This is a genomic window from Halorubrum sp. SD683, assembly GCF_002135045.1.
Lineage (GTDB): Archaea > Halobacteriota > Halobacteria > Halobacteriales > Haloferacaceae > Halorubrum > Halorubrum ezzemoulense.
Map to the genome: position 1 here is coordinate 1 of NZ_NEWJ01000005.1, position 26,566 is coordinate 26,566.

At 71.5% G+C, this 26,566-nt stretch carries 27 protein-coding genes and 1 pseudogene; 16 read left to right on the forward strand and 12 right to left on the reverse strand.

Annotated elements, in window-relative coordinates:
• The 3 genes and pseudogenes from B9G49_RS17230 to B9G49_RS02930 all read right to left on the reverse strand — a co-directional run.
• Positions 1–71, reverse strand: a pseudogene (locus B9G49_RS17230) (thiamine-binding protein); the annotation flags it as partial.
• A gap of 76 nt (positions 72–147) precedes the next feature.
• The gene (locus B9G49_RS02925) at positions 148–1,083 is read right to left on the reverse strand and encodes an alpha/beta hydrolase (protein WP_049930905.1); all 936 of its coding nucleotides are present in this window, start codon (positions 1,081–1,083) and stop codon (positions 148–150) included.
• Positions 1,080–1,499, reverse strand: a complete 420-nt coding sequence (locus tag B9G49_RS02930) for a hypothetical protein (protein ID WP_086215362.1) — start codon at positions 1,497–1,499, stop codon at positions 1,080–1,082. Before B9G49_RS02930 ends, B9G49_RS02925 begins: the two co-directional genes overlap by 4 nt.
• Positions 1,500–1,737: 238 nt before the next feature.
• Between B9G49_RS02930 and B9G49_RS02935 the strand changes: the two genes are divergently transcribed.
• The 3 genes from B9G49_RS02935 to B9G49_RS02945 all read left to right on the forward strand — a co-directional run bounded on the left by B9G49_RS02935 (position 1,738) and on the right by B9G49_RS02945 (position 4,941).
• Entirely contained in the window at positions 1,738–2,985 is a 1,248-nt protein-coding gene (locus B9G49_RS02935) for a DUF4013 domain-containing protein (protein WP_086215363.1), read from the forward strand.
• A 25-nt stretch (positions 2,986–3,010) separates the two neighbouring features.
• Complete coding sequence (locus B9G49_RS02940; RefSeq protein ID WP_086215364.1) at positions 3,011–4,078, forward strand: mRNA surveillance protein pelota; 1,068 nt, start codon at positions 3,011–3,013, stop codon at positions 4,076–4,078.
• A gap of 287 nt (positions 4,079–4,365) precedes the next feature.
• Positions 4,366–4,941, forward strand: a complete 576-nt coding sequence (locus tag B9G49_RS02945; protein ID WP_049930897.1) for a hypothetical protein — start codon at positions 4,366–4,368, stop codon at positions 4,939–4,941.
• Positions 4,942–4,964: 23 nt separating this feature from the next.
• Here the strand turns inward: B9G49_RS02945 and B9G49_RS02950 are convergent, their stop codons facing one another.
• The 3 genes from B9G49_RS02950 to infB all read right to left on the reverse strand — a co-directional run bounded on the left by B9G49_RS02950 (position 4,965) and on the right by infB (position 7,380).
• Positions 4,965–5,291 carry a hypothetical protein gene (locus tag B9G49_RS02950; protein WP_007345153.1) on the reverse strand — a complete coding sequence of 109 codons (327 nt, stop codon included), beginning with the start codon at positions 5,289–5,291 and terminating at the stop codon, positions 4,965–4,967.
• A 74-nt stretch (positions 5,292–5,365) separates the two neighbouring features.
• Positions 5,366–5,545, reverse strand: a complete 180-nt coding sequence (locus tag B9G49_RS02955; protein WP_049930893.1) for a hypothetical protein — start codon at positions 5,543–5,545, stop codon at positions 5,366–5,368.
• Positions 5,546–5,586: 41 nt separating this feature from the next.
• A complete protein-coding gene (gene infB, locus B9G49_RS02960) occupies positions 5,587–7,380 on the reverse strand; it encodes a translation initiation factor IF-2 (protein WP_049930890.1) in 1,794 nt (597 codons plus the stop codon).
• A gap of 191 nt (positions 7,381–7,571) precedes the next feature.
• Between infB and B9G49_RS02965 the strand changes: the two genes are divergently transcribed.
• The 3 genes from B9G49_RS02965 (at position 7,572) to B9G49_RS02975 (ending at position 9,487) form a co-directional block, all read left to right on the forward strand.
• A complete protein-coding gene (locus tag B9G49_RS02965) occupies positions 7,572–7,817 on the forward strand; it encodes a PRC-barrel domain-containing protein (protein ID WP_049930889.1) in 246 nt (81 codons plus the stop codon).
• Positions 7,817–8,275 carry an NOB1 family endonuclease gene (locus B9G49_RS02970; protein WP_049930887.1) on the forward strand — a complete coding sequence of 153 codons (459 nt, stop codon included), beginning with the start codon at positions 7,817–7,819 and terminating at the stop codon, positions 8,273–8,275. Before B9G49_RS02965 ends, B9G49_RS02970 begins: the two co-directional genes overlap by 1 nt.
• Positions 8,276–8,386: 111 nt before the next feature.
• Positions 8,387–9,487: a DUF2891 domain-containing protein gene (locus B9G49_RS02975; protein ID WP_086215365.1), complete on the forward strand. Its 1,101-nt coding sequence runs from the start codon at positions 8,387–8,389 to the stop codon at positions 9,485–9,487.
• Here the strand turns inward: B9G49_RS02975 and uppS are convergent.
• Positions 9,484–10,479, reverse strand: a complete 996-nt coding sequence (gene uppS / locus B9G49_RS02980) for a polyprenyl diphosphate synthase (protein WP_086215402.1) — start codon at positions 10,477–10,479, stop codon at positions 9,484–9,486. The two genes, B9G49_RS02975 and uppS, sit on opposite strands and share 4 nt — an antisense overlap.
• Before the next feature lie 62 nt (positions 10,480–10,541).
• On the opposite strand from uppS, the gene lwrS reads away from it, so the two are divergent.
• The 4 genes from lwrS (at position 10,542) to B9G49_RS03000 (ending at position 12,645) form a co-directional block, all read left to right on the forward strand.
• Positions 10,542–10,925: an LWR-salt protein gene (gene lwrS, locus B9G49_RS02985; protein ID WP_086215366.1), complete on the forward strand. Its 384-nt coding sequence runs from the start codon at positions 10,542–10,544 to the stop codon at positions 10,923–10,925.
• A 104-nt stretch (positions 10,926–11,029) separates the two neighbouring features.
• Positions 11,030–11,683, forward strand: a complete 654-nt coding sequence (locus tag B9G49_RS02990) for an HAD family hydrolase (protein ID WP_086215367.1) — start codon at positions 11,030–11,032, stop codon at positions 11,681–11,683.
• Positions 11,684–11,717: 34 nt separating this feature from the next.
• Positions 11,718–12,074 (forward strand): helix-turn-helix transcriptional regulator, encoded by a 357-nt coding sequence (locus B9G49_RS02995; RefSeq protein WP_049930878.1) that lies wholly within the window; start codon positions 11,718–11,720, stop codon positions 12,072–12,074.
• A 25-nt stretch (positions 12,075–12,099) separates the two neighbouring features.
• Entirely contained in the window at positions 12,100–12,645 is a 546-nt protein-coding gene (locus B9G49_RS03000) for a CopG family ribbon-helix-helix protein (RefSeq protein WP_233125148.1), read from the forward strand.
• Between the two features lie 36 nt (positions 12,646–12,681).
• Here the strand turns inward: B9G49_RS03000 and B9G49_RS03005 are convergent, their stop codons facing one another.
• From B9G49_RS03005 to B9G49_RS03015, 3 genes are all read right to left on the reverse strand, one after another.
• The gene (locus tag B9G49_RS03005; RefSeq protein ID WP_086215368.1) at positions 12,682–14,919 is read right to left on the reverse strand and encodes an AAA family ATPase; all 2,238 of its coding nucleotides are present in this window, start codon (positions 14,917–14,919) and stop codon (positions 12,682–12,684) included.
• Positions 14,920–15,107: 188 nt separating this feature from the next.
• Positions 15,108–15,989, reverse strand: coding sequence for a homoserine kinase (locus B9G49_RS03010; RefSeq protein ID WP_049930873.1), 882 nt, complete (start codon positions 15,987–15,989; stop codon positions 15,108–15,110).
• A gap of 153 nt (positions 15,990–16,142) precedes the next feature.
• Positions 16,143–16,391 (reverse strand): hypothetical protein, encoded by a 249-nt coding sequence (locus B9G49_RS03015; RefSeq protein ID WP_049930871.1) that lies wholly within the window; start codon positions 16,389–16,391, stop codon positions 16,143–16,145.
• 125 nt (positions 16,392–16,516) lie between these two features.
• On the opposite strand from B9G49_RS03015, the gene B9G49_RS03020 reads away from it, so the two are divergent.
• The 3 genes from B9G49_RS03020 (at position 16,517) to B9G49_RS03030 (ending at position 20,834) form a co-directional block, all read left to right on the forward strand.
• On the forward strand, positions 16,517–17,791 hold the full coding sequence (locus tag B9G49_RS03020) for a TIGR00341 family protein (RefSeq protein WP_049931052.1): 1,275 nt from the start codon (positions 16,517–16,519) through the stop codon (positions 17,789–17,791).
• A gap of 154 nt (positions 17,792–17,945) precedes the next feature.
• Positions 17,946–20,030 (forward strand): formate/nitrite transporter family protein, encoded by a 2,085-nt coding sequence (locus B9G49_RS03025; protein WP_049930869.1) that lies wholly within the window; start codon positions 17,946–17,948, stop codon positions 20,028–20,030.
• 60 nt (positions 20,031–20,090) lie between these two features.
• Positions 20,091–20,834 (forward strand): SIMPL domain-containing protein, encoded by a 744-nt coding sequence (locus B9G49_RS03030; protein WP_086215369.1) that lies wholly within the window; start codon positions 20,091–20,093, stop codon positions 20,832–20,834.
• 52 nt (positions 20,835–20,886) lie between these two features.
• Here B9G49_RS03030 and B9G49_RS03035 read toward each other — a convergent pair whose 3' ends face one another.
• Complete coding sequence (locus B9G49_RS03035; RefSeq protein WP_086215370.1) at positions 20,887–21,870, reverse strand: GTPase; 984 nt, start codon at positions 21,868–21,870, stop codon at positions 20,887–20,889.
• Positions 21,871–22,063: 193 nt separating this feature from the next.
• Here B9G49_RS03035 and B9G49_RS03040 point away from each other — a divergent pair, with 193 nt between their 5' ends.
• The 3 genes from B9G49_RS03040 to B9G49_RS03050 all read left to right on the forward strand — a co-directional run bounded on the left by B9G49_RS03040 (position 22,064) and on the right by B9G49_RS03050 (position 24,519).
• Positions 22,064–23,521, forward strand: coding sequence for a Na+/H+ antiporter NhaC family protein (locus B9G49_RS03040; RefSeq protein WP_086215371.1), 1,458 nt, complete (start codon positions 22,064–22,066; stop codon positions 23,519–23,521).
• 67 nt (positions 23,522–23,588) lie between these two features.
• A complete protein-coding gene (locus B9G49_RS03045; RefSeq protein WP_198943802.1) occupies positions 23,589–24,089 on the forward strand; it encodes a DUF2240 family protein in 501 nt (166 codons plus the stop codon).
• Position 24,090: 1 nt separating this feature from the next.
• A complete protein-coding gene (locus B9G49_RS03050; RefSeq protein WP_086215372.1) occupies positions 24,091–24,519 on the forward strand; it encodes a hypothetical protein in 429 nt (142 codons plus the stop codon).
• A gap of 44 nt (positions 24,520–24,563) precedes the next feature.
• Here the strand turns inward: B9G49_RS03050 and B9G49_RS03055 are convergent, their stop codons facing one another.
• Positions 24,564–26,471, reverse strand: coding sequence for a methyl-accepting chemotaxis protein (locus B9G49_RS03055; RefSeq protein ID WP_086215373.1), 1,908 nt, complete (start codon positions 26,469–26,471; stop codon positions 24,564–24,566).
• Positions 26,472–26,566 lie beyond the last annotated feature (95 nt).

A 26,566-nucleotide genomic window follows, 5' to 3' on the forward strand; every position in this document is an offset into this window, starting at 1 on the left:
GCGGCCGCCACCTCCTCGGCCATGCTCTCCTCGACCACCGGGGCGACGCTCAGCATCGCGATGGCTGTCATGGGCGGGGATGCGCCGCGGACTCACTTAAGCGGTCGCGCGGGCGACGACGCCCGAGTTCGCCTCTCCCGCGGCGACCTACTCCAGCGCGTCGCGCAGGAAGGAGAGCTGGTGCCCGATCGCGCCCTCGAAGTCGTCGCCGAGCACCGAGAAGTGGTCGGCGGGCATGGTGACGACGGTTCCGCGCGAGAGCCGCTCGCCGGCGTCCGCGACCGACTCGGCGTCAACGATGTTGTCGTCGGTCCCCGCGAGCAGCAGCGTCGGCGCGTCGACCTCGTCGAGTCGCGTCACGGGGCGGTAGCCGACGAGCCCGAGCAGCGACCGGGCGGGGGTCTCGTTGCGCCACGCCGACTCGCGGTCGACGAGGTCGAGGTACTTCCGCTTCGTCCCCGGCTCCGTGATCGCCGCGCGCTCGTCCGTCCCGCCGACGATGGGGACGGTGCGACCGCGGCCGACCCGGTGCCCGACGAGGTCGCGGAGCCCTGCGATGCCGGAGCGGAGCAGGTACCGCCCGCCGCGTCGGCGGGCGATCGCGCGCCCGTCGAGCATCGGGACGAGGCCCACGACCGCGTCGACGTCCCGGCGCTCCGCGGCGAGCGTCAGGACGTGCGCGGCCGACAGCGACGCGCCCCACAACACGAGGTCGTCGCCCGCGTCGTCGAGGCGGCCCGCGCGGTCGATCGCGGCCTCGTACGCCGCGCGCTGGCGGGCGAGGTCGACCGTCTGCGAGTCGCCGTCCGACTCGCCGAACTCCGGGTGATCGAAGAGGAGGGCGGCGTAGCCCGCGTCGGCGAACCGCTCCGCGACGGCCGGGTAACCGAAGGTGCGCTCCGCGCCGAGCCCGGGCGCCATCACGACGATCGGCGGGTCGTCGGCGTCGCCGCCGGGCAGGTACAGCGTCCCGCGACAGGTCGCGCCGTCGGCGTCGAACGCGACCGCCCGGGTGGCGAACCGCTCTCGGGCCGGGCGCGCGAGGCGGCGCTGCGCTCGGTTGACGGGGTGTCGGCGGGTCACCGGTCGCCCTCCGGATCCGCCTCGGACGCGTCCGGTCCGCCGGACGCGCCCGGGGGTTCGCCCTCCGCCTCGGTCTCGTTCAGCGTGTCGAGCACACGGGCCGAGAACTCCGTCTCGGAGATCTCGTAGCGCGCGAGCGCCTCGAACCACTCCGCCTCGGCGTGCCACGTCCCGAGGACATCGCCGGGAGACCGCACGACCGTGCCCTCGACGCGGACGGGGTCCCACTCGTCGGCCTCCGCGCGGTCGATGAGCGCGTTGAGCGCGCGCCCGATCTCGCCGCGGTGGACCTCGCGGCCGGGGAAGGCGGTCATGTACGTCAGCTCCAGCGGGTCGCCCCCGTCGATCGATTCGACGCTGACGCCGTAGCTGCGGAGCGCCGGCTCCACGTCGGCCGTCCGCTCGTCGCCGGTCATACCCGATCCGTCGGCGGGACGGGATAAATCGGTACCGGCACACGCCGGCGGCGCCGCCGCTGGGATGGTACGGTCAGACGAAAGCCGCGGGCGGGGGACGACCGCCGAGTGGCGGCCGCAGATAGGTTGTCAGAGGCACACGATTGTCCCGCGCGGCCAACTTGGTGTAACCCGTGGAGTGGTATAAACGCTCGGGCCGGAGACCATTTATGCTGCTCCCGCTCCTGTGTGTAGTCACATGCTCACCGCGGCCGCGACGGCGCTGACCCAAACCGACGACACCGCGGGCGTCGTCCTCGTCGGCGGCGCCGTGACCCTGCTGGCGTGGGTGCTGACGCCGGCGTGGCTCGTCGGCGTCCTCTTCGTCAGCCCGGCGGTCGCCGCGGCGGCGCCGGTCGCGCTCGCGCCGTGGCTCGTCGCGCGGGGGTACTTCGTCCGGGTGACTCGAAGCGCGATCCAGACCGGTGAGGCGACGGGCACGCCCTCGCTGGTCGCGTGGGGGGAGTTGGTCAGAGACGGCGTCAAGTCGGTGCTGCTGTCCGCGGCGCTGCTCGCGCCGCTCGCGGGGGGGCTCGCGGTCGCCGGAGGCGTCGTCGCGGCCCTCATCGAGGGGCCGGTCGACCCGGCGGCGACAGCGACGGCGGTCGAGTCGGCGCTCGGGCCGGGCGGGCCGGCGGTCGTCGCGGTCGCGGCCGTCGGCGTCGTCGCCGCCCTCGTCGGGGCGTACCTCCTCGCGTTCGCGTACGTCCGCCCGGCGGCGCTCGCCGCGTTCGCCGCCTCCGGCCGGCTCAGGGACGGGTTGAGTCCGCAGACGGTGGCCGATATCGCCGCGACGGGCCCGTACGCCACCGGGTGGACGCTCGCCGCCGGGGCGCTCGCCGTCGGGTACGCCGTCGCGGCGCCGACGGCGCCGCTGGTCGTCGGCGTCGCGCTCGCCTTCCTCGTCCGCGTCGTCGCACACGGACTCTACGGGCGGGGCGCGGCCGCCGCCATGGCGGGTGGCCCCGACAGCCGGACGGAGCCGGGCGTTACGGAGGCTCACATCGCCACGGACGCCGGTGGCCGAGCGCTCCGCGAAACGGGTGCGACGCACGGTGATGTGACGGCTCGTGGTGACGCGGCGACCCGCGGCGACGCGATAACTCGCGGCAACGCGACGGCTCGGGGCGGCACGGAGACTCGCGGCAAGGTGGCGGCTCGGGGCGGCACAGCGGCTGCCGAGGTCGGCCGCGAACGCGACGCCCCGTCGGTTCCCGCCGTGTCCGGCGACGGCGGGCGGCCGATGCGGAGCGAGCCGCCGGCCGCGGTCCAGACCGGTCGAACCGTGCCGATCGAGGGCGGAGACGACCCGGCCGACGCGACCGCGGAGGTCAACGCGGACGCCGCCGAACCGGACGGGACGGACGCCGACGAGCCCGACGCCGCCGGCCCGGACGGCGGCTTCGTGTGGGGGCCGCGGCTCTCCGACGCGGAAGACAAGAGTTGATACGGTCCCGAGCGAACGCTCGGACATGCGCATCTCCGAGCGGGGGTACGGCGAAGAGGGCCGGGAACGGCTCACGCTGGTCCCCGAGAACGTGGACGACCTCTGGCACCTCGCGCACGTCCTCGAACCCGGGGACCTCGTCGAGGGCGACACCACCAGACGTATCCAGCGGAACGACGACCAGATGCGGGACACCGGCGGGCAGCGCGAACACATCTTCGTCACCCTTCAGGTGGAGGACGTGGAGTTCGCGCGGTTCGCCAACCGCCTCCGCGTCTCGGGCGTCATCGTCGGCTGCTCGCGGGAGGACCAGCTCAACGCCCACCACACGCTCAACGTCGAGGAGCACGACGAGATAACCGTCGAGAAGCACTTCAAGCCCGACCAGACGGAGCGGTTGGAGGAGGCCACCGAGGCCGCGGAGAACCCCGACGTGGCCATCGCGACCGTGGAAGAGGGCGCGGCGTACGTCCACACAGTCCAGCAGTACGGCACGGAGGAGTACGCCTCGTTCACGAAGCCGACCGGCAAAGGCGAGTTCTCTCGCCCCCGCGAGGAGCTGTTCGCGGAACTCGGCGAGGCGCTCGCGCACCTCGACGCCGACGCCGTAATCTTGGCCGGGCCCGGCTTCACGAAGAACGACGCCCGCGACTACGTCGACGAGGAGTTCCGCGACCTCTCCGACCGGATCACCACCGTCGACACCGCCGCCGTCGGCGACCGCGGCGTCCACGAGGTGCTCAAGCGCGGCGCGGTCGACGAGGTCCAGAAGGAGACCCGCATCTCGAAGGAGGCGAGCCTCATCGACGAGCTGACCGAGAACATCGCGACGGGCGAGAAGGCGACGTACGGCCCGGACGACACCGCCGAGGCCGCCGAGTTCGGCGCGGTCGAGACGCTGCTCGTCGTCGACGAGCGCCTCCGCACGGAGCGGCAGGGGGACGGCGACTGGGAGATCGACGTGAACGCGGTGATCGAGTCGGTCGAGCAGCAGGGCGGCGACGTGGTCGTCTTCTCTTCGGAGTTCGCGCCGGGCGAGCAGCTCGCCAACCTCGGCGGTATCGCCGCGATCTTACGCTACCGGCTCCAGTGAGCGGCTGACAGTCGAGGTGCGGTGGCGCGTGCCTGCGAGGCCGCCTCGCGGCCGAGCCGCACGCGCGAGGGAGTCGCTGGCGCCGGCGGCGCCAGCGACGAGGCTGGGGAGGCGTGAGGCGCGGGGCCGGGGCTTCGGCAGTCGTGCTCGGGTCGGTGACCGCGCATCGCCGAGCGGCCGGGGCTTGGCTATGCTCGGTCAGGGGGTCGCTCGTAGCGACGACAGTCACGTATCGCGTTCGGGGAGCGGCCGTGACCTTATCAGAGCGCGTCGCCAATCCCGGGTCGATGGCGGACCGATCCGGCGGTGACGAGAGCGTCTCGACGACCGCCGACCGCGAAGGCGCTGACAACGCGGACGCCGACGCGTTCCCCGACTCCGAGACCCTCCCCGACGACCTCGACGACGCCGGCGTCGACGAGGAGGTGAAGCGCCGGCTCCGCGAGGCGTACCTTAACGACGAGGAGAACGCGCTGATCGTCACTCGGGTACGCTCGGTCGGCGACCGAGTGGTCGTCGAGATGCGTCCGCCGCACGGCGACGCCACGCACACCGAGCGGTTCGACGCGCCCCGCGACGGATCGCTTCAGGAGTCCGAGGAATTCCTCGGATTTCTGGACGCCGCGGGCGTTTCGCCGCTCGACGTCGACGAGCTCGTCGGCACCCGCGTGCCAGCGACGTACGACTCGGAGACGGGCTGGCGGGTCGACGCCGCGTACCGCGCCGCTTCGGAGGCGGACGGCGGGAGCCGGTTCGCGGACGCCCGCGAGTGGCTGTGGACCTACAAGGCCTGGCTGTTGGCCGCGCTGCTCGTCGGCGGCGAGTTGGCGTTCGTCGCGGTGATCATCCTGTTGTACGCCTGACTCCGGGGGCGCGGCGCGTCGGCTCAGAGCACCCGGAGTCGATACCCCTCGGCTGCGGTCTCGTCGGTGACGCGGCCCGTTTCAAGCGCCGTGTCCAGGACCTCGGCGACGAACTCCTTCGGCACCTCGACGCCGATGAAGTCGGTCCCCTCGCGAGCGGTCGTGAGGCGCGCCATCGTTCGCTTCGTGCCGTCGTCGTTGTAGACGCTCCCGACGCGCTCGCCGTCGCGGCGGAACCGCAGCGTCACGTCGGTCGGTTCGAGCGCGTCGAAGCGCACCTCGAACACCCGGTCGTCGCCCTCCAGCCGCGCGAGCATCGCGCCGTCGTGTTCGATCACGGTCGTCTCCATACCCCCGTTACGGGCTCGACGCACATAACGGCGACACGCGATCGACGGGTGCGCTCGGAGGGGACGGGGCCGCGTCACCCCGAGTTCTCGGCGTCGAGGTAGCCAATCACCGCCTGCGGCGCCACGACGCCGACCAGTATCAGCACGCCGATCAGGACGGTGTCGCTCAGGCCCGTCGCGACGCGACCGCCGTACGCCAGCGCCAAGCCGGCCGCCATGAACAGGAGGATGACCGCGTTCTCTCGGGAGACCATAGGCAGACGTGGCGACGCCGATTACAAGAGTCTTGTCGGAGTCACTTCCCCCAGAAGGGGTCGCGCTTCCGGCGCGTCTCCAAGTAGCCTTGGAGGGCCTCGCGCTCGTCTGCGGTGATCTCCTCTTTTAATTCCTGTTCGAGGATCTTCGCGTGCTTCTCTGGCACCTCGGTCCAGAGGGTGTCGCCCTCCTCGATGCCGCGGCCGACGGTCGGGCCGTCGATAGCGATGCTGACGCGCTCGCCGGCGCGGGCCTCGTCGACGTCGTCGCCCTGTTTCTGGATCCCGGAGAGGTCGCCGACGCGCTCGAACTCGTTGCCCTCGAAGTAGCCGACGTTGCGGTTGTTCTGGAGCGTGCCGGAGATGATCTCGACGCCGACGACCGCGGGGTCGTTCTGCCGGAACGTGTGGTCGGGGAGGATGCGGAAGCGGGCCGGGCGGACCACTTTGTCCAGCACCGTCTCCTGTTGCGCGCGCTGCTTCTCCTCGACGTAGCGCTCGTAGTCTTCGACCAGCTGGTAGATGACCTCGTTTTTGAACAGCTTCACGTCCGCGTTCTCTAAGTCCGACTCCGCGTTCTTGAGGAGGTCGACGTTGAACCCGAGGATCGCCTTGTGTTCGTCCTGGTTCGCCGTCTCGGCGACCGCGATGTCGCGCGGCGCGATGTCGCCGACCTCGGCGCGCAGGATCGGGACCTCCGCCTCGCGGAGGGCGTTCGCCATCGCCTCCAGCGAGCCGAGCGTGTCCGCCTTGACGACGACACCGTTGTCGGCGGTCTCGACCTCTATCTCGGCGAGTTCGGCCTTCACTTCCTCGATGACCTGATCGGCGGTGCGGTCGCGGACGACCCGGACCGGCGCGCCCGCCATCGCCTGGTCGAGGTCGGGCGCGGCGATCTTCACGCCGGCCGCGGCGCCGATCTCGCCGACCTTCTCGAACTCCTTCTCGGTGCGGATCTCCGCGAGCGGCCGCGGACGGAGCAGCGCGCGGATCTCGGTGACGATCGGCTCGTTCTGTCCGCCGACCACGATGGTGTCGCCGTTCCGGATCACGCCGTCGTAGACGACGGTGTCGACGGTCGCGCCGAACCCCCGCTCGTCTTTCACTTCGAGGACCGTCCCCTCGCCGGGCCCCGTGACGTCGATCGCCATCTCCTCTTTCATGAACCGCTGGGAGAGACCCATGAGGACTGTCAGGAGGTCCGGGACGCCCTCGCCGGTGAGCGCCGAGAGCGGGACGACGCCGATGTTCTTCTGGAAGTCCTGGACGCGCCAGTAGAGGTCGGCGGAGAAGCCGGCGTCGGACAGCTGGCCGATAATCTCGTAGAGGTTCTCGTCGAGCATGGACTTCGCGCGCTCCGACTGCGCCTCCATGCTCTTCTGGATCGGTTCGCCGTCCTGCGGGTTCCACCCCGGCGTCGTGTCGGCCTTGTTGGCCGCGACGACGAACGGCGTCCCCGTCCGCCGGAGGATGTCTATCGCCTCCTCCGTCTGCGGCTGGAAGCCGTCGTTGACGTCGACGACGAGCACCGCGATGTCGGCGAGCGCGCCGCCGCGGGCGCGCAGCGTCGAGAAGGAGTGGTGGCCCGGCGTGTCGATGAACAGCAGGCCGGGGAGGTCGAAGTCGGACGGGTCGATCAGCTCGCCCGCCATGCCGGAGATGGTGTCGAGCGGGATGTCCGTCGCCCCGATGTGTTGGGTGATCGCGCCGGCCTCGCCCTCGCTGACGGCGGAGCCGCGGATCGTGTCGAGCAGGCTCGTCTTGCCGTGGTCGACGTGACCCAGCACGGCGACGATGGGGGTTCGCAGGGTGTCCGCGTGTGTGTGGTCGGTCATATGTGATCGCCCCGAGAAGGTTATAGCCACCATTCGTTCCGGCCGTCAGTTAAGCCTTTCAAAACGCCGCGGTGATCCGCGGCGGCGAAACCGGTGCCCAGTCACCGAGCGCCCGGCGCCGAGCCCGTCCGCGTCGGTCGCCCGTCGGACGGCCCGTGGCGTTTAAGACCGTCGCCCGGGACCGTGCGGGTATGGTCGACATCCTCGCGGAGAACCTCTCCGGGAAGGCGGTGATGAGCGCCGACGGCACGGAGCTCGGGGACCTGTACAACATCACGATGAACCTCGAGTCCGGCGAGCTGAACCACCTGCTCGTCAGCCCGCACGAGCAGCTCAGGAGCGAGCGCGTCGACTTCGACGTCGACGAGATGGGGCGGCTCCGGGTCCCGGTCGCGAACGTACAGGCGGTGAAAGACTACATCGTCGTCGCCCGCTGATGCAGGTCCTCGACTCGTCCGCGTTCATCCACGAGTACACGACCGACGAGGACGTGGTCTCCATCCCGGCGGTCCACGACGAACTGACAGGCGAGGTCGCGCTCCGGTTCGACGCGATGGAGGGCTCCGGGATGACCGTTCACGTCCCGGCGCCCGAGGCGGTCGACCGAGTCCGCCGGGCCGCGAAGGGGTCGGGCGACGCCGCTGAGCTGTCCGACACCGACATCCGGCTCATCGCGACCGCGCTGGAGCTTCACGGGACGCTCGTCACCGACGACTACGCGATGCAGAACGTCGCCGAGCGGCTCGACCTCCCGGTCGAGCCCATCGAGCGCGATGGGATCACCGAGGAGCGCGAGTGGCGCTTCCAGTGCGTCGGCTGCAACCGCACCTTCGACGAGAACAAGGAGCGGTGTCCGATCTGCGGCAGCGACCTGACGCGGAAGAACCCCGCGTGACCGGGCCGCCGGAGCGCCGCGGCGCGGGTCGTTCCCTCGCGCTCCCGAGCCGCGTGCGACCAGTCCGCACCCGACCGACCGATTGAACAGGCGCCCCGCCGACCGACCGGCATGAACGCCTTCGAGGAGCTGTCGCCGGACGCGCTCCGATCCGGGCGGGCGGACGCGCTCGACGACGCGGTCGCGACCGCGCTCGCCGCCCACCCGCTCGACGGTGTCGAGACCGAGTACCCCCACTATCGGGGCGCCGTCGAGGGGCCGGAGGCGCCGCCGCCCCCGTCGGAAGACCACCCCGTCTTCTACGGCTGCTTCGACTGGCACTCGGCGGTCCACAGCCACTGGGCGCTCGTCCGCGCGCTGCGGCTCGTCCCGCACCACCCGGACGAGGCCGATGTCGCTGCCGGGATCGACGAGCGACTGGCTCCCGAGAGCGTCGCGAGCGAGGTCGCGTACCTCGACGAGAACCCCGGCTTCGAGGAGCCGTACGGCTGGGCGTGGCTGCTCCGGCTCGCCGCCGAACTCGACCTGTGGGACGACCTGCGCGCCGACGCGTGGCGCGAGACCCTCCGCCCGCTGGAAGGGCGGGTCCGGGAGGGGGTCCGAGAGTCGTTCCTCGGGATCGACCGCGCTCACCGCGTCGGTACGCACGGCAACACCGCGTTCGCGCTCGCCGGCGTGCTCGACTACGCGCGGGTCGTCGGCGACGCCGACCTCGAACGCGAGGCCGCGGCTGCGGCGCGCCGCCTCTACGCGGACGACACCGCCGCGGTCGTCGGCGCGGAGCCGGTCGGTTGGGACTTCGTCTCGCCAGCGCGGACCGAGGCGGACCTCATGCGCCGCGTCCTCGACCCAGACCCGTTCGCGTCGTGGCTCGACGACTTTCTCCCGGACCTCGCCGCGCCGCCGCACGACGCGCTGTGTTCGCCGGTCGACGTGGAGCCCGACGAGGGCGACGGCGCCGCGATACACCTGATCGGGCTCAACGTCTCCCGGGCGTGGTGTCTCGCCGGAGTGGCCGACGCGCTCGACGGGCGGGACGGCCCGGCCGCGGACCGGCTCCGGGAGCCCCTCGACGCCGCGGCGCGCCGCCACGCGGAGGCCGGGGCCGCGGACGTGCTCACCGACGACTACGCGGGGTCGCACTGGCTCTCGTCGTTCGCGCTGTACCTACTGACGCGGAACGAGGGCGGCGTCGCGCCCGGCGCCGCCTAGTCGGCTCCCGTCGACTCCGGCCCGTCGCCGTCGATCCGACCGGCGGACTCGCCGTCGGCCGGGCCGGCCGAGTCACCGTCGGCGATGTCGAGCGCGTCGTCGGAGAGGTCGCTGCCGTCGAGCCGGGGGATCCGCTCGCGGAGCCTGGCGGCGGCGGCGCGGGCTTCGGCGAACTCCACCTCGGCGAGCGCGCGCACCAACGCGACCGCGCGCTCGGCCCGTGCGCGCTGCCACGATTCCTCGCGCGACTCGTAGGTGCGGATCGCGCGCAGGAAGTCGACCTCGGAGAACTCAGGCCAGTAGGGGGCACAGAAGTAGACGGCGGCCTCGTTGCCGTTGGCGTGCCACGGGAGGAAGTTCGAGGTGCGCTCGTCGCCGCCGGTGCGGACGATCAGGTCAACGTCGCGGATCGGGCGGTCGTACAGGCGCGACTCGACGGTCTCGACGTCGACGTCCCCGGGAGCCATCTCGCCCGCGTCTACGTCGCGGGCGATGGCGCGCGCGGCGTCGAGCAGTTCGGTCCGGCCGCCGTACGCCAGCGCGACGTTGAGCGTGAACCGGTCGTTGCCGGCGGTGCGCCGCTCCGCGTACTCGACCGCGTCGCGGACGCGCGGCGGGAGCCGGGCCACGTCGCCGATGGCGCGGACGCGGACGCCATCATCGTGGACGCGGTCGGCGTCGGCGAACTCGCGCAGCTTGCGTTCGAGCAGGTCGAAGAGGGGTTCCAGCTCCTCGTCCGGGCGCTCGAAGTTCTCGGTGGAGAAGGCGTAGAGGGTGAGCTCCGAGACGCCGAGGTCGGCGCACCAGTCGAGGACCTGTTCGGTGGTGTCCGCGCCGGCGCGGTGTCCCTCGGGAGCGTCGTCGCCCTGCTCGCGGGCGTACCGACGGTTCCCGTCCTGGATGACGGCGACGTGGTCGGGGACGTCGTCGATCTCGCGGCGGAGGTGCCGCCGGTACGCGCGCCCGGCGAGGCCGCGGAGACGCTGCCACATGACGGGGTCCACGACGCCGAACGGTATGTAGCTTTATGAATCGGTCCGGCGACGGTCGACGCATGGAGGCCGCCTACGTCTTCCGCGTCGCCGTCCGACTCGATCCCGCGGACGCCGCCGTCGACCCGGGCCGGTTCGAGACGACGATGGAACTCCCCGCGAGCGACCCCGGTGCCGACGGGTGGCTGTTCTTCCGCGACCGGCTGTGGCGCGGCGAGGTCGGCGACGAGCCGTCGTTCCGGCGGCTGGCCGCGGAGCGCCTCGGACTGGCGGACGCCGCGAGCCTCGAGGTCGCCGCCGCCGACTTCCGCGAACTCCGCACCGACGAGGCGTACCGCGACGCGCTGACGGACGCGATCGCCGCGGACCTCGGCCGCTTCAACGCCGACTCGGTCGACGAGGTCCTCCGCAAGTACCTCGGCTCGTCGGTCCACGTCCGGGGGTGACGCGAGGGGGGGAAGCCGGCCGCCCGGACGGCTCCGGTCGGTGTGAGCAGGGATCCCGCGCACCCGCAACGCACTTGCCCGCCCCCGGTGTACGGATATACCATATGGCCGTCACCGATTACGACTTCCACCTGTTCGACCTCGACGGGACCCTCGTCGACGCCGAGTGGGAGTACACCCGAGCGGTGTTCGACCGCGTTGGCGGCCGGCTGGGCCGCGAGTTCTCGGACCGGGAGGCGCGGGTCCTCTGGAGCGGTCTCGGCGGGTCTCGCGCGGAGACGCTCCGCGGGATGGGGGTCGACCCCGAGGCGTTCTGGCCCGCGTTTCACTCCGTCGAGGACCCGGTCGCCCGCGCGGAGGCGACGTACCTCCACGACGACGCCGCGCGGCTGCTCGACCGCGTCGAGGAGGTCGGCGGGCCGACGGGGCTCGTCACCCACTGTCAGGAGTTCCTCGCCGAGCCAGTCCTCGACCGCGTCGGCCTCGACGACCGCTTCGACGCCGTCGTCTGCTGCACCGACGAGACGGGGTGGAAGCCGTCCCCCGACCCGATCGAGACCGCGATGAGAGACCTCGGCGTCGATCCGACCCGAGGTCGCGGCTACTACGTCGGCGACGGCGAGAGCGACGTGGCGGCCGCCTGGAACGCCGGCCTCGACGCGGTCCACGTCGAGCGCGTCGGCCACGACGAGCGCGGGCGGTGCGTGCTCGGGGACCGGCGCGTGCGCCGGCTCGACGAGCTTGTCGACGCGTCGTGAGCGATTTATGCCGCCGCGGGCCGACTCGCGACACATGACGAAGTGGTTCCACAGCGGCCGCCGCCGCGACCTCTGCGCGCTCCTGTACGAACACGGGGAGCTGCGCGCGCAGTCGCTGAAGAGCCGGCTCGAATCGCACTACGACGAGCGGATCGATCCGGGATCGTTCTACGGCACGCTCTCGGCGCTCGTCGAGGCCGGCCACCTCCGCCGGCGCACCGAGGGGATCGCGGACGTGTACGCGCTCACCGAGGCGGGCGAGGCAGCCCTACTCGACCACTACGCGTGGCTCGGCGAGCGGATCGCAGGCGGCGACAGCGAGGGGACCGGAGGAGGCGGCGACCGACCCGAGCGAGAAGCGGAACGCGGCGGCCCGGACCTCAAGGATTAACAACTTCCGCGGTATGATTTAATATATGACAGTCGTCAGCGTGTCCATGCCGGAGGAGCTGCTAGAGCGCATCGACAACTTCTCCGACGAGCACGGGTACACCGGCCGCAGCGAGGTCGTCCGCGAGGCCTCCCGGAACCTCCTCGGCGAGTTCGAGGACGCGAAGCTCGAAGACCGCGACCTCATGGCCGTCGTGACGGTGCTTTTTAACTACGAGACGACGAACGTCGAGGAGCGGATGATGCGCCTGCGCCACGAGGACGAGGGGATCGTCGCCTCGAACTTCCACAGCCACGTGGGCTCGCAGTACTGTATGGAGCTGTTCGTGTTGGAGGGCGAGCTCGCGGAGATATCGACGTTCGTGGGCAAGGTCCGCGCGACGAAAGACACGCTCACGGTCGATTACAGCGTCACCCCGGTCGACGAGTTCGGTCCCGGCGCGCTCGGAGACGCCGGCGCGCACGGCGGACACGATCACGGCGAGTCCGACGACGGGGGAACGGAGGGCAGAGAGGTGGAAAAGAAGGGAACGGAGGACGGCGCGGCCGCCGAGTCGAGCGGAGACGACTGACCGGAGACGGGACCGGCCCGCGGGACCTCGGCGCCCTCAGACGCTCTCGGGCCGGACGGACTCGAGCGCCGCGTCGAAGTCTTCCCCGGTGATACCCACCTCGTCGGCGTGGTCGTTTGCGGCCTCGCCGTGCTCGTCGGCGACGCGCTCGATGGCGCGCATCGCCGCCGCCCGCGACAGCGAGGCGATCTCGGCCCCGGAGAACCCCTCCGTCTCGTCGGCGACGCGCTCCAGGTCGACCTCGTCCGTGAGGGGCTTCCCGCGGGTGTGGACCTCCAGGATCTTGCGGCGCGCCTCGCGGTCCGGCTCCGGCACCTCGACGTGCGTCTCGAGCCGGCCGGGACGGAGCAGCGCGGGGTCGAGCGCGTCCCGCCGGTTGGTGGCCGCGAGGACGACGAGGTTCGGGTTGTCGCTGGCCCGGTCGAGCTCCGTCAGGAGCTGGGAGACGACCCGCTCGCCCACGCCCGAGCCGTCACCGCCCGCCGCGTCCCGGTCGGTCGCGACCGCGTCGATCTCGTCGAAGAAGACGATCGCGGGCGCCGCCTGCCGCGCGCGGTCGAACAGCTCGCGGACCGCCTTCTCCGACTCCCCGACGTACCGGTCGAGCAGCTCCGGCCCGGCGACCTGGATGAAGTTGACGCCGCTCTCGCCGGCGATGGCGCGCGCGAGCAGCGTCTTCCCGGTGCCCGGCGGGCCGTACAGCAGGACGCCGGTCGGGGGGTCGGCGCCGGCGGCGTCGAACAGCGGCCCGTACGACAGCGGCCACGTCACGGCGCGTTCGAGCTCCCCCTTGGCGTCGTCGAGGCCGCCGACGTCCGCGAAGTCTGTGGTCGGCTGCTCGGCGACGTACTCGCGCATCGCGCTCGGCTCGACGTTGGCGTGCGCCGCCTCGAAGTCCGCCTTCGTGACGGTCACGTCGTTCAGCGCCCGCGAGTCCGACTCCCGGGCGCGACGGAGCGCGGTCATCGCCGCCTCCTGCGATAGCCCCTCGATGTCGGCGCCGACGAACCCGTGCGTCCGGCCCGCGATCCGGTCCAAGTCCACGTCGTCCGCGAGCGGCATCCGGCGCGTGTGGACGTCGAGGATCTGCCGCCGCCCCGACTCGCCGGGCACGCCGATCTCGATCTCGCGGTCGAACCGCCCGCCGCGCCGGAGGGCGGGGTCGATGGTGTCGACGCGGTTCGTCGCGCCGATGACGATCACGTCGCCACGGGCGTCGAGCCCGTCCATCAGCGAGAGCAGCTGGCCGACGACGCGGTTCTCCACGTCGCCGCCGTCGTCGCGCTTGCCCGCGATCGAGTCGATCTCGTCGAAGAAAACGATCGCGGGGGCGTCGTCGCTCGCGCGCTCGAACACCTCGCGGAGCCGCTCCTCCGACTCGCCCTTGTACTTCGACATGATCTCCGGGCCGTCGACGGTGATGAACGTCGCGTCGACCTCGTTGGCGACGGCGCGGGCGATGAGCGTCTTCCCCGTCCCCGGCGGGCCGTGGAGGAGGACCCCCTTCGGCGGGTCGACGCCGAGCCGGGTGAACACCTCCGGCTCGGAGAGCGGGAGCTCGATGGTCTCCCGGACCAGCTCCAGCTCCTCGTCCAATCCGCCGATGTCCTCGTAGGTCGCGCCTGCGGTGTGTTCCTCGGGCGGCGACCCGCCCTTCGGACGGCCGTCGTCGCCGGGCGTCTCGGTCCCCGGGTTCGCCGGCCCGCTGGCGCGGTCGCTCCCCGGCGCGGCCGACGCGTCGGCGCGGTCTCCGGCGGACCCGGCGCCGTCCTTGTACTCGACGGAGACGTCCGTCGAGGCCGTGATCCGGACGGTGCCCGCCGGGTCGGTCCGAGCGACCACGAACCGGAGCCCGCCCAGTCGCTCGACGTGGACGGCCTCGCCCTCGGTGACGGGGCGGTCGCGGAGCTCGCGGGAGAGCGCCCGCTCGACCACCTCGCGGCTCACGTCCACCTCGGCGAGCCGCCCGGGCGCGGCCAGCGTCACGCGGTCGGCGTCGGCGACGTCGACGGCCGCGATCGTGACAGTATCGCCGACCTTCACGCCGGCGTTCGCACGGGTGTCGGCGTCGATGAGGACGGAGCCCTCGGCGGCGTCGGGACCGCCCGGCCACACCTTCGCGACGGCGGTGCGCTCGCCGCGCACCTCGACCGTGTCGCCGCTGAGGAGGGCGAGCCGCTTGCGGGCCAACTCGGGGAGCCTGGCGATGCCCCGGCCCGCGTCCCGCTTCTCGGCGGCACGCACCGTGAGCCGGAGCCCTGCGGTGTCGTTCATACCACCAGTTCTCGCCGGCGGCTCTTTACGCTTGTCCGGTCGCGGCGGAGCCGCGCAGTCCGGCGTGTCCGTTGGGAGGGATGGGCCGGACGAGAGGGCGCGATCGACGGCGGCTCGTCACCGTCGACTTATCGGCCGGACCACGCGCCGACCGCGTGATCCGCTGCGAGCGGGACGGCCGCCCGGGCTCACTCGTCCAGCACGGTCGTACCGCGGCCGATGCGGGTCTGGTAGGCGCGCGCCTCGATCCCGGCGCCGGCGAAGGCGTCGAGCATCTCGGCCGCGACGGCCCGGCGGTCGCGCTCGCGGCAGGCCGCGATCACCGCCGGACCGGCGCCGCTGACGGTGACGCCCGTCGCGCCGGCGTCGAAGGCGCGTTCGCGCACGTCGTCGTAGCCGGTGATCAGGCGCGCGCGCTCGGGCGTGACCACCGGATCGGTCATGCCGAGGCCGACGAGGGCCGGGTCGGAGCGACACATCCCGACCGCGAGCGTCGCCGCGTTGCCGACCGTCTCCACGAGGTCCTCCATCGAGGCGGTCTCGGGGACGACCCGGCGTGCGTCGCGGGTCGAGACCGCCACGTCGGGGAGACAGACGACCAGGGGGACCGCGGCGTCGACCGAGTGCGTGCCCTGGGCGGTCGTCACGGTGAAGCCGCCGAGGATCGAGGGCGCCACGTTGTCCGCGTGCGCGACCCCGGAGACCACCGCCTCGCCCTCGGCGGCGATCGGGACCAGCTCCTCCCGGGAGCGGCCCCTGTCGTACAGTCGGTTGAGCGCCACGGCCGCGCCCGCGGCGCTCGCGGCGGAGGAGCCGAGCCCCGACGCCGGGCGCACCCCCTTGTCGATGTGGATGCGCGCGGGGGCGTCGAGGGCCTCGACGACGGCGCCGACCGTGTTCTTGTCGGGGTCTTCCGGAATGTACTGCGCGCCGACGCCGGTGACCTCGATCGTCGTCTCGGCCGCCTTCTCGACGGTGACGACGTCGGCCGGCCGCGAGAGGGCCGCCCCGAACACGTCGAAGCCGCTCCCCAAGTTCGCGCTCGTCGCGGGGGCCCGTACCGTTACCATGGCGGGGAGTGTCCCCGGTGGGGCAAAAAGGAGCGGGATCGAACAGAAGTCGAAACCGCGGGGGAGCCGACCGAGTCCGTCTAGGGGGTCGAGAGAGCTGAGAGGAAGAGAGTTCGGCCGCGCGCGCCGCTCGACGGTCAGTTGACGCGGTTCTCAGCGCGCCATCGTCCACAGCAGCGTGCCGACGAGGACGAGCGGGATGCCGAGGAGGATGAACGTCGGCGGCATCGTCGTGTACGGGGCCATCAGGAAGATGACTCCGAACACGGCCATGATCGACGCGAGGGCTTTCTGGGACTTCAGCGGCGCGACGCCCAGAAGCGAGACGACGAGCCCGAACAGTAGGACGTGCCCGAGGTGGTAGTCGAGCAGGAACGTGTCGATGACCAGCGGCGAGATCATTCTTGTCCGGAGGTGCGAGCGATTCGCGCATTAAAGTTCCGTTTCTCGTGGCCCGGCCGGGCCGCTGCGTGCCGATCTTATAAGGGCTGTCGGCGCGACCGCCGATCGTGCGACTCGTTCAGGTCATGATTCCGGCGGGCAAGCGGGCCGCTGTCGTCCGCGCGCTCGACGACGAGGGGGTCGACTACGTCGTCACCGACGAGACGAGCGGCCGGGAGTACACCGCGGTCGCGACGTTCCCGCTGCCGACCGCCGCCGTCGAGCCGGTCCTCGACCGACTCCGGGAGGCGGGGATCGACGAGAGCACGTACACCGTGATCGTCGCGGCCGAAACGGTCATCTCGCGCCGGTTCGAGGCGCTCGAAGAAGAGTACGAGGCGGACGCCGAGCGGAGCGGCGACCGCATCTCGCGGGAGGAGCTCCAGGCGAAGGCGGACGACCTCGCCTCGGGGCTCGGCACGTACGTGCTGATGACCGTCATCTCGTCGGTGATCGCCACGGCGGGGCTGCTGCTCGACTCGCCCGCCACCGTGGTCGGCTCGATGGTGATCGCGCCGCTCATTGGGCCGGCGATGTCGGCGGCGATCGGCACCGTCGTCGACGACGAGGCGCTGTTCCGGCGGGGAGTGCGGATGCAGGTGATCGGCGTCGCGGTCGCAGTTATCGCGGCGACGGCGTTCGCGTTCGCGCTGCGCTCGCTCGCCTTGGTTCCGCCCGGGCTGGACCCGCTCGAACTCGCGGAGGTGTCGGAGCGACTCGCGCCGAACGTCCTCGTGTTGGTCGTCGCGGTCGGGGCCGGGATCGCGGGCATCGTCTCGCTGATGACCGGCGTCTCCGCGACGCTCGTCGGCGTGATGATCGCGGTGGCGCTCATCCCGCCCGCGGCCGCGGTCGGCATCGGAATCGCCTTTCGGATCCCGCGGCTCGTGATCGGGGCGGGCGTCATCGTCGCGGTGAACGTCCTCTCGATCAACCTCTCGGCGCTCGTGATGCTATGGTACGAGGGGTACCGCCCGCAGCGGTGGTTCCGGGAGGACGAGGCACGCGCCGCGTTCCTCAAGCGCGCCGCCGTCCTCGCGGTCGCCATCGCGCTGCTGTCGGTGTTCCTCGGCGGCGTCACCTACGAGTCGTACGTCGCCTCGACCACCGAGGCCGACATCCGCGCCGCCGCGAGCGACGAGTTGACCGCGCTGGACGCGGAGTTCGAACTCCTCGATCTGACCGTCGAGCGGACGGGAACCGTCCCGCCGCTCGAGACCGACCGGGTCGTGATCCGGGTCGGCACGCCCCCCGGCGGCACCGTCGAGGGGCTCGCGCCCGCGCTCGACGACCGGATCGAGTCGGTCGTCGGCGGCGAGGTGGAGGTCGAGGTCCGCTCGGTGACCGTCGAGCGCGCCTGAGTCCGTCTCGTTCTCCCGACCGCCCTAAGTCCGTCTCGTTTCGCCCGACCGCCCCTGAACTCGTCTCGTTTCGCCCGTCGCTGCGGTCCGCCGGTTCGCGTCCGCGTGATCGGAAGAGCAAGGGCTTTTTATCGGGCCTCCGTGGGCTCGGCCAGTGACGGATCCCACGCAATCCGACGACGATTCCATGCGAGAGGTCGTCGAGCGGTCCCGGAGCGGCGCGCCCGCGGTCGGCGAGGCCGTCCGGGACCGGTTCTCCTCCGACGAGGTGTTCCAGCGGATCATCGCGGCCGCGGACGAGGAGGTGACCTCTGGGAGCCGCGAACTCTTCTTCAGCGGGCTCGCCGCCGGGCTGGCTATCACGATCACGTTCATGCTGTACGCGTCGCTGACCGCGGCGACCGACTCTCACCCGATACTGAGCGTCCTCCTCTACCCGCTCGGGTTCATCTACATCATCATCGGCGGGTACCAGCTGTACACCGAGAACACCCTGCCGCCGGTGGCCCTGACCTTGGAGCGGCTCGCGAGCCTCCCCACGCTCCTCCGGCACTGGACGATCGTCCTCGCGGGCAACTTCGTCGGCGGCGGGATCGGCGCGGCCGTCCTCTCGTACGGCGGCGTCTTCACGGGCGACACCGTCGACGCGGCGCGGTACATCTCCGAGGGGGGATTCGGCGTCCCGTTCGTGCCGCTGTTCTTCAAGGCCGCGATGGCGGGGCTCGTCGTCGCCGGCGTCGTCTGGGTCGGCTTCGCCTCCACCGACTCCGTCAGCCGGATGCTCGTCGTCTACCTCGCGTTCCTCGCGATCCCGCTCGGCGACCTGTTTCACGTGGTCGTCTCCTTCACCGAGGTGCTGTACCTGTTCTTCCAGCACGGCATCCCGCTGTACGGCGCGGAGATCAGCCTCTTCTCCGGGCTCGTCGGCTTCGTCCTCCCGGTCCTGCTCGGGAACACCATCGGCGGGGTCGTCCTCGTCACGCTCGTCAACTACTTCCAGACCAGCGAGGAGCGCCTCGAAGAGGCGCGTTTCGAGGGCGTGAGCCGCCGCCTCACGGTCCCCGAGTGGGTGTTCGGCCGCGCGGCCGGGCGCTCGTACGTCCCGATATTGGACGCCACCGAGGCGACGCTGTTCGCGGGCGAGGGGTACCGGGTCATGGTACCGATCACGAACCCCCGGACCGACGGCCCGATCGTCGACCTGGCGGCGCGGCTCGCGAGCGACCACGACGACGGCGTCGTCCACATCGTCCACGTCGTTCAGGCGCCCGAGCGCATGTCGCTGTCCACCGGGGACGCCGGGCGGCGCATCGCGGACGTCTCCGGCGAGGGGATGGCGAACCTCCGGTCGACCGCGGCCGACTACGACGTGGAGGTGTCGACCTCCACGGTCGTCTCGCACCGCTCGTTCGAGGAGGTGTTCAACATGGCGCGGCGGACCCGGCCGGACGCGGTGCTGATGGGGTGGGGCGACGACCAGCTCTGGAGCGCCGCCCGCGCCGAGCGGCCGATCGACGAGCTCACCAACCAGCTTCCCTGCGACTTCCTCATCCTCAACGAGCGCGATCTCGACACCTCGCGGATCCTCATCCCCACCTCCGGCGGCCCCGACTCCGACCTCAGCGCGGAGGTGGCGAAGGTGCTCGCCGACGCCACCGGGGCCGAGGTGACGCTGCTTCACGTGGTGGACGGGCCCGGAAACAGGGGACGGGGCGAGGCGTTCCTCGCGAACTGGGCGGCGGAACACGACCTCGACGACGCGGAGCTCGTCGTCGACGACGGCGGCGACGTGGAGGACGGCATCTGTCGGGCGGCCGCCGGAAAGACGCTGGTCATCATCGGGGCCACGGAGAAGGGGCTGCTCTCGCGGCTCGTCTCCAACTCGCTCCACCTCGACGTCATCCACGAGGTCGACGCCTCGGTGCTCCTCACAGAGCGGCCCAGCAGCCGGTCGCTGCGCGAGCGGCTGTTCGGCTCCGGCCGCCGCGCCGCAACCGTGACCGGCGGCGTCGAGCGCGAGTCGAACCGCTCCGAAGGGACGGACGTGCAGTCCGCCGCGGACCGCGGTGACGGCGGTATCGAGGGTACCAGCTCGCAGGGCGACGGCGACTCCGACGACGCGGACGCGGGCGACTCCGGAGGCGCGAGCGACGACGCGTTCATCGCGGACCACGACGACGCGGACGAGGAGATCACCGAGGACGCGGCCGGCGAGCGCGACGGCGACGACGGACGGTGACGAAAACGACTCTTTGCGTTATCTGCGGTTTATACGTGCTTTCGGACCGACTAAGCGCGTATGAACAGGCGACTGACAGCGATCGTTGGCATCGCGGCCCTCGTCGCGTTGGCCGGCTGTGCGGGGTTCGCGGGCACCGCGACCCCGACGGACGGCGACGAGGCGCAACTGGAACGGAACATCGAGGTGACGGCGACGGGCGAGGCGACCTCGGCGCCCGACCGCGCCACCCTCCGCGTCGCGGTCACCGCGACCGGGTCGGACGCCGCGGCCGTGCGCGACGAACTTGCCGCGGGCGAGGAGGATCTCCGGGCGGCGCTGACCGAGTGGGGCCTCAGCGACGACGCGATTCGGACGGAGCGGTACGACGTACAGGAGAGCTACGAGACCCGCGACGACCCGAACCGGACGCGGTACCAGGGCGTCCACCAGTACGCGATCGAACTCGACGACGTCGACGCGGTCGGCGAGGTGATCGACGTCGCGATCGACGCCGGCGCGGACGAGGTCCAGCGGATCGAGTTCGGGCTGAGCGAGGAGACCGAGCGGGAGGTCCGCGAGGAGGCGATCGCGCAGGCAATGTCGAACGCCGACGCCGACGCCGCCGCGCTCGCCGACGCGAGCGGGCTCGAGGTCTCGGGGGTCTACGAGGTGTCGACCGGGCGGTCGCAGTCGCGGCCGTACGTCGCCCAGACGTACGAGTCGGCCGCGGGCGGCGACGCCGGGGCCGCGACCGCCGTCGAGAGCGGCGACGTGAGCGTGAGCGTCTCGGTGAACGTCGTGTACGAGGCGGCGCCGGCGTAGCGCCGCGAGGAGCCTTTTTTCGCGGTTCGCGACCGTCGAGCGCGTCGACCGACTACTCCCCGTCGCGGGTGGGGAGGTCGGGCTCGTAGCCGACCGCGTCGACGGCCATGTCAAGGACTTCCTCGACGTTCTCGTCTTCCGTGACGCTCATCGTCGCGTCGACCGATTCCGCCTTGACGCCCTCGAAGCGGTCGTGTTTGTTCGCCACCGTGAGCAGCGGCACGGCCGCGTCGAACAGCTCGCGGGCCTCCTCGCGGAGTTCGAGCTGGACCTCGAGCGGGTAGCCGCAGTCGCCGGAGGGGTCGATGACGAAGATCACGGCGTCCGCGAGGTGTTCGAGGGCGCTCACCGCCTGCCGCTCGATATCGTTGCGCTCGTCCGCCGGCCGGTCTAAGAGTCCGGGCGTGTCGACGATCTGGTAGCGGATGTGGTCGCGCTCGAAGTGGCCGATCTGGACGCCCTTCGTGGTGAACGGGTACTCCGCGATCTGGTTCGACGCGCGGGTGACCCGGTTGACGAACGACGACTTGCCGATGTTCGGGTAGCCGGCGACGACGACGGCCGGCTCGTCCGGGTCCACGTCCGGCAGGACCTTCAGCTGGTCCCGGGAGTCGCCGATGTAGCGCAGGTCGTCTTTGATCTGGTCCATGATGTCCGCCATGCGGGCGAACGCCTGCTTCCGGTGTTTCCGCGCGGTGTCCACGTCGGAGTTCCGGACCTTCGTCGTGTACTCGTCGCGGAGGTCCTCGATCTGGCGGCTCGCCCACATCACCTGCGAGAGCGCCTGGCGGAGGCGGTCGACGTCGACGAGTGCGTCCGCGAGCTCGTAGTAGAACGGGTCGACGTCGAAGCCGAAGTCGGGCCACGAGGTGACGACGTTCTCCAAGTTGTCCGAGAGCACGTTGCCGGCGGTCCGTAGCATCGACTCCTGCGCCTCGTGGCCGCGCTTCGCGCGCCCGGCCCGCGCCGCCCGCGAGAACGCCTTGTCGACGAGCTCCTCGGAGCGCGGAGTCGTCGGGAGGCCCTCGAATATCATGTTATCCCGGCTTCGCCGCCGACGCGTATAAGAGCGTCCGTTCGCGGACCGCCGCGACACGGCGGCACACGGGCGGACGCGGCGGGTGCCGCGGGGCCCGCCGAAGCCGCTCACCGTAAGCGGCAAGATCTATCGCTATCTATCACACGCATATTTCGAGCCATACTTATGCTTCAAAGGAATACAATCGGACATGGCACGCTCGTTCACCCCGACGGCGTACGACGACCTGGATCCAGACCGCCGCCCGAGTCTCACGGCGGCGCTGGTCCCGGTCCTCGCCGTCGTGGCGTTCCTCGGAATCGGCTCGGCCGTCCTCGGCCTCGACCCACACCCGCCGCTGTTGTGGAGCATCGCCTTCGTCGGCGCGTTCGGCCTGTGGCTCGGCTACGACTGGGACGCGCTGTTCGACGGGATCGCGAACGGCCTCGTGATGGGGCTCCAGGCGCTCCTCATCATCTTCACCATCTACGGGCTGATCGCGACGTGGGTCAGCGCCGGCACGATCCCCAGCATGATGTACTACGGCCTGGAGATCTTGTCCCCGACGACGTTCCTCCCCGCGGCAGCGGTCCTCGCCGCGATCGTCGCGTTCGCCATCGGTTCCTCGTGGACCACCGTCGGGACGCTCGGCGTCGCCTTCGTGGGCATCGGCGCGGGGCTCGGCGTCCCCGCACCGATGACGGTCGGCGCGGTCCTCTCGGGCGCGTACGCCGGCGACAAGCAGTCGCCGCTCTCCGACACCACGAACCTCGCCGCCGGCGTCACCAACACCGACCTGTACGGGCACATCCGACGGATGCGGACCGGCACCGCGATCGCCTTCGGTCTCGCGGTCCTCGGCTTCGCCGCGCTCGGCCTCCGCACGAGCGGCGACATTCCCGCCGGCGAGATCGCGGCGATCCAGGGCGGTCTCACCGAGACGTACGCGGTCACCGCCGTCGCCTTCGTCCCGCTCGTCGTCACCTTCGGGCTGGCGCTGCGGGGGTACGCCGCGCTGCCGACACTCGTCGCGGGCGTGTTCGCCGGCGCGCTCACGACGATCCTCCTCCAAGGGACCGGATTCGTCGCCGCCTGGGAGATATTCATGTACGGGACCTCGCCGGAGTCGGCCTCTACGACCGTGAACGAACTCCTCGCGACCGGGGGACTCACCGGCTCCGCGTGGACGATCACGGTCGTCGTCGCCGCGCTGTCACTCGGCGGCATCTTGGAGCGCACCGGCGTCCTCGCGGTGATCGCCCACGCGTTCACCTCGTCCGTGCGGAGTCCGGGCGCGCTCGTCGCCGGAACTGGTGTCTCCGCGATCTTCATCAACGCCCTCACGGCCCAACAGTACATGAGCATCGTCCTGCCGGGCGTCACGCTCCGGAACACCTACGACGAACTCGGCCTCGACACCGACCAGCTCTCGCGCGCGGTCGAAGCGGCCGGGACGCCGACCGGCGCCCTGATGCCGTGGCACGCGGGCGCCGTCTTCATGGCGAGCGCCACGGGCGTCCCGACCATCGAGTACGCGCCGTACTACCTGTTCGCGTTCCTCTCGCCGTTTGTGCTGTTCGTTATGGCCGGGACCGGCCTCACGATCGACGCGGATCCGACCTCGGCCGACGCCGACCCGGCGGAGACCGCCGCCCCCGGCGACGACTGAGTCCCGGGATCGTCCGGTCGCCCCCGGGTTCGACACGTTTACGCGCCCGCCGGGCCGTTCGTCTCACATGAGTCTGGAGGTCGCCGTCGCCGCCCCGTTCAAGGCTCGGGCACAGGACCGGCTCGGGCAGGGGGAGTTCGTCGTCGCGCTGTCGCTGGAGCGCGAGTGGTTCTCGCCCGACCAGGCGAAGCGGCTCGTCGACGTCGCGCTCGGCCGCGGCCTGCTGGCGTCCGAGGACGGCGATCTGCTCCCGCAGTTCGACCCGGCCGAGGTGACCGTCCCGGAGGGGTTCACCCCGGACGAGTCGGTCCTCCGCGAGCAGTCCACCTTCGAGAGCGCGCTCGACGCCGTCGTCGCCGCGGGCGTCGAGAAGCAGCGCGCCGTCGCCGCGATCAACGAGCGTCAGCGGGCGCTGGCGGTCACCATCGAGGCCGCCGCGGTCCTCTACGCCCGCGAGCAGGGCGTCGCGGTCGACCGCCTCGCGGTCGACGTGCGCGAGGAGCTCGCCGCCGAGGCGGGCGACGCGGGAGGCGATCCGACCGACGCCGACGACTCGGGGGCGGCGTGAGATGGTGACGGACCGACTCGCGGACGGCGTCCGGATCGCTCAGCTCCTCGCCTCCGAGGTGACGGGGAACGAGAGCCGGCTCCGCGGGCTGACCGTCGCCGACGCCGACCCCGAGGTCGAGCCGACCGCCGACGGCGCGCTGGCGTACCGGATCGTCCGCGAGCGCGACGGCTCGTCAGACGGGGACGCGTCCACGGAGACCGACCCCGACCCGACCGTCGCCGAGGTGTACGTCCAGCCGGACCGCGCGCGGATCGAAGCGGTCGCGGCCCCGGACGCGGTCGCGGACGCGGCGAGGGAGGTCGACCTCCGCGTCCGGCCGAAGGCGGTCCGCCCGCCCCGGACGCTTGTGTTCGTGGAGGACGGCGCGGGAGTGAAGCGCGCGCTGGCGGTCCTCGAAGCTGTTCGGAGCGAGTCGAACGATAGATAGCCGGACAGCGCCGAACCGCGGAAAAACGTCTCGTCGCCGCGCGTCTACTCGCGCTGGCCGCCGTCGCCGACCGCCGCGCTCGGGCCGGGGCCCGACGCGGGACCGGTCCCGCCGCCGGAGACGTTGAAGTCCCGGACGAGCGAGCCGAGCCGCTCCGCCTGCTCCGCGAGCGACCCGGCCGCCGTCGTCGCCTCGCTCATCGCGGTCAGCTGCTCGTCAGCGGCCTCGGCGACCGCGTCGGCCTCGTCGGCGGTCGACCCGCTGATCTCCGCGACCTCCTCGGCCATCGAGACGGTCTCCTCAGTGCTGGCCGCCTGATCGTCGGTGGCCCGGCTGATCTCGCGGATCCCCTCGTCGGTCTCCGCGGCGTTCTCCGACACCCGCGCGAACGCGTCCGCGGCGTCCTCGACGGCGTCGGCCCCGGCGGCGATGTTCTCCTCGGCGCTCCGGACCGCCTCGACGGTCCCCTCGGTCTGCGACTGCGTGGCGCCGATGAGCTCCTCGATCTCGGTGGCGGCGTCCTGCGTCTCCTCCGCGAGTTGCTTCACCTCGTCGGCGACGACCGCGAACCCGTCGCTCCCGCCGCCGCTGCCACCCGCGCGGGCGGCCTCGATGTTCGCGTTCAAGGCGAGCAGGTTCGTCTGCTCGGCGATGTCGCCGATGAGGTCGACGATCTCGCCGATGTCCTCCATCCGGTCGTCGAGCTGCTGGACGGTCCCCGCGGCCGAGTCGAGCGCCTCGCGCGACTCCTCGACGCGGCCGATCGCCGCCTCGGCGGTCTCCTCGCCCTCGTCGGCGATGTCGGCGGTCTGCTCGGCGACCGAGACGACCGTCTCGGTCGAGGAGGCGACCTCCTCGATCGTCGCCGAGAGGTCGTTCATCTCGTCGGACACCTGCCGCAGCATCTCGCGCTGCTCGTCGGCGCCCTCGGCGATCTCCGTGACCGACCGGCTGACGGCCTCGCTCCGGTCGGACGCGGTCTCGACGCCGTCGACCGTGTCCGCGCTCGCGGTCGACACGTCCTGCGCGAACGACCGCACCTCGCCCATCGCCGCGTCGATGTCCTCCATCATCTCGTTGAACGCCGCGCCGATCTGCGCCATCGCCTCGCTCTCGCTCTCCGCGTCGAGCCGGACCGTGAGGTCGCCGTCTGCCGCCCGGCCCATCGCGGCGCTGTAGTCGTCCGCCTTCGTCTCGAGGTGGCTGTTCAGCCGCTCGACCTCCTCCCGGCGCTCCTCGACCTCCGCCTTCGCCGCCTCGACGTCCTGGATCTCCGCCTGCTTCCGCTCCGCCAGTTCCAGCTGCTCGCGCGCCGCCTCGCGCGACTTCTCGATCGAGTACCAGTTGACCATCAGCGCGCTGGCCAGCGCGAGGACGAAGACCGCGTGAATGCCGCCCCAGACGATCGGGTTCTGTATCGCCGCGGTGTGGTTGTAGACGAGACTCGAATCGATGAGGCTGAACGCGCCGTGGCCGACCGCCACGTACACGACGCCGACGGCGAACGGGAGCCAGTCCTCGTACAGCGCGAGCACCCCGATAAACACGAAGAAGCTGAAGTGCGCCTCGATGTAGCCGCCCGACAGCTTGACCATCGCCATCGAGACGGTCATGAGGCTGAACGCGGAGAGCACCGTCCGCTGGCGGCGGCCGAGCCGCGACCAGCTTGCCAGCGCGCCGGTGCCGAGGATGACGGCGACGAACCCGCCGAGCATCCACAGCGGCGTCGCCGGAATCTGCGCGCCGGTGAACGACTCCGTCCCGTTGTAGAGGCCGAGCCCGATCAGCAGCGGCACCTGGACCGCGATCGAAATCAGGATGTTCCGATGCCGCGGGCTCCACATCTCCTCCGGCATCGAGGTGCCGTCCGGGATGTAGCGGATCACGTCCCGCACGCTCTCCGCCAGCCCGCCCGATCCCCCCGCGTCCACGCCGGTCGCAGTCTCTGCCATGGGCGACGATTGTCGCACGGTATAAAAACACGTCGCCTCCAGATATTATCGCTGATACCGTCTCTCAGGTCCTGAGACGCTGGTAATTAAGCCTC

What these genes read in the sequence shown, in the direction of transcription:
- B9G49_RS02935 (WP_086215363.1), top strand. Translation starts at nt 1,738, where the DNA reads ATGCTCACCGCGGCCGCGACGGCGCTGACCCAAACCGACGACACCGCG.
- B9G49_RS02945 (WP_049930897.1), top strand. Translation starts at nt 4,366, where the DNA reads ATGGCGGACCGATCCGGCGGTGACGAGAGCGTCTCGACGACCGCCGAC.
- B9G49_RS03045 (WP_198943802.1), top strand. Translation starts at nt 23,589, where the DNA reads ATGAGTCTGGAGGTCGCCGTCGCCGCCCCGTTCAAGGCTCGGGCACAG.
- B9G49_RS02940 (WP_086215364.1), top strand. Translation starts at nt 3,011, where the DNA reads ATGCGCATCTCCGAGCGGGGGTACGGCGAAGAGGGCCGGGAACGGCTC.
- B9G49_RS03005 (WP_086215368.1), bottom strand. Translation starts at nt 14,919, where the DNA reads ATGAACGACACCGCAGGGCTCCGGCTCACGGTGCGTGCCGCCGAGAAG.
- B9G49_RS03020 (WP_049931052.1), top strand. Translation starts at nt 16,517, where the DNA reads ATGATTCCGGCGGGCAAGCGGGCCGCTGTCGTCCGCGCGCTCGACGAC.
- B9G49_RS02930 (WP_086215362.1), bottom strand. Translation starts at nt 1,499, where the DNA reads ATGACCGGCGACGAGCGGACGGCCGACGTGGAGCCGGCGCTCCGCAGC.
- B9G49_RS03055 (WP_086215373.1), bottom strand. Translation starts at nt 26,471, where the DNA reads ATGGCAGAGACTGCGACCGGCGTGGACGCGGGGGGATCGGGCGGGCTG.
- infB (WP_049930890.1), bottom strand. Translation starts at nt 7,380, where the DNA reads ATGACCGACCACACACACGCGGACACCCTGCGAACCCCCATCGTCGCC.
- B9G49_RS02975 (WP_086215365.1), top strand. Translation starts at nt 8,387, where the DNA reads ATGAACGCCTTCGAGGAGCTGTCGCCGGACGCGCTCCGATCCGGGCGG.
- B9G49_RS02995 (WP_049930878.1), top strand. Translation starts at nt 11,718, where the DNA reads ATGACGAAGTGGTTCCACAGCGGCCGCCGCCGCGACCTCTGCGCGCTC.
- B9G49_RS03030 (WP_086215369.1), top strand. Translation starts at nt 20,091, where the DNA reads ATGAACAGGCGACTGACAGCGATCGTTGGCATCGCGGCCCTCGTCGCG.
- B9G49_RS02955 (WP_049930893.1), bottom strand. Translation starts at nt 5,545, where the DNA reads ATGGTCTCCCGAGAGAACGCGGTCATCCTCCTGTTCATGGCGGCCGGC.
- B9G49_RS02990 (WP_086215367.1), top strand. Translation starts at nt 11,030, where the DNA reads ATGGCCGTCACCGATTACGACTTCCACCTGTTCGACCTCGACGGGACC.
- B9G49_RS02970 (WP_049930887.1), top strand. Translation starts at nt 7,817, where the DNA reads ATGCAGGTCCTCGACTCGTCCGCGTTCATCCACGAGTACACGACCGAC.
- B9G49_RS02965 (WP_049930889.1), top strand. Translation starts at nt 7,572, where the DNA reads ATGGTCGACATCCTCGCGGAGAACCTCTCCGGGAAGGCGGTGATGAGC.
- B9G49_RS03010 (WP_049930873.1), bottom strand. Translation starts at nt 15,989, where the DNA reads ATGGTAACGGTACGGGCCCCCGCGACGAGCGCGAACTTGGGGAGCGGC.
- B9G49_RS03000 (WP_233125148.1), top strand. Translation starts at nt 12,100, where the DNA reads ATGACAGTCGTCAGCGTGTCCATGCCGGAGGAGCTGCTAGAGCGCATC.
- B9G49_RS03015 (WP_049930871.1), bottom strand. Translation starts at nt 16,391, where the DNA reads ATGATCTCGCCGCTGGTCATCGACACGTTCCTGCTCGACTACCACCTC.
- B9G49_RS03035 (WP_086215370.1), bottom strand. Translation starts at nt 21,870, where the DNA reads ATGATATTCGAGGGCCTCCCGACGACTCCGCGCTCCGAGGAGCTCGTC.
- lwrS (WP_086215366.1), top strand. Translation starts at nt 10,542, where the DNA reads ATGGAGGCCGCCTACGTCTTCCGCGTCGCCGTCCGACTCGATCCCGCG.
- uppS (WP_086215402.1), bottom strand. Translation starts at nt 10,479, where the DNA reads ATGTGGCAGCGTCTCCGCGGCCTCGCCGGGCGCGCGTACCGGCGGCAC.
- B9G49_RS03040 (WP_086215371.1), top strand. Translation starts at nt 22,064, where the DNA reads ATGGCACGCTCGTTCACCCCGACGGCGTACGACGACCTGGATCCAGAC.
- B9G49_RS03050 (WP_086215372.1), top strand. Translation starts at nt 24,091, where the DNA reads ATGGTGACGGACCGACTCGCGGACGGCGTCCGGATCGCTCAGCTCCTC.
- B9G49_RS02950 (WP_007345153.1), bottom strand. Translation starts at nt 5,291, where the DNA reads ATGGAGACGACCGTGATCGAACACGACGGCGCGATGCTCGCGCGGCTG.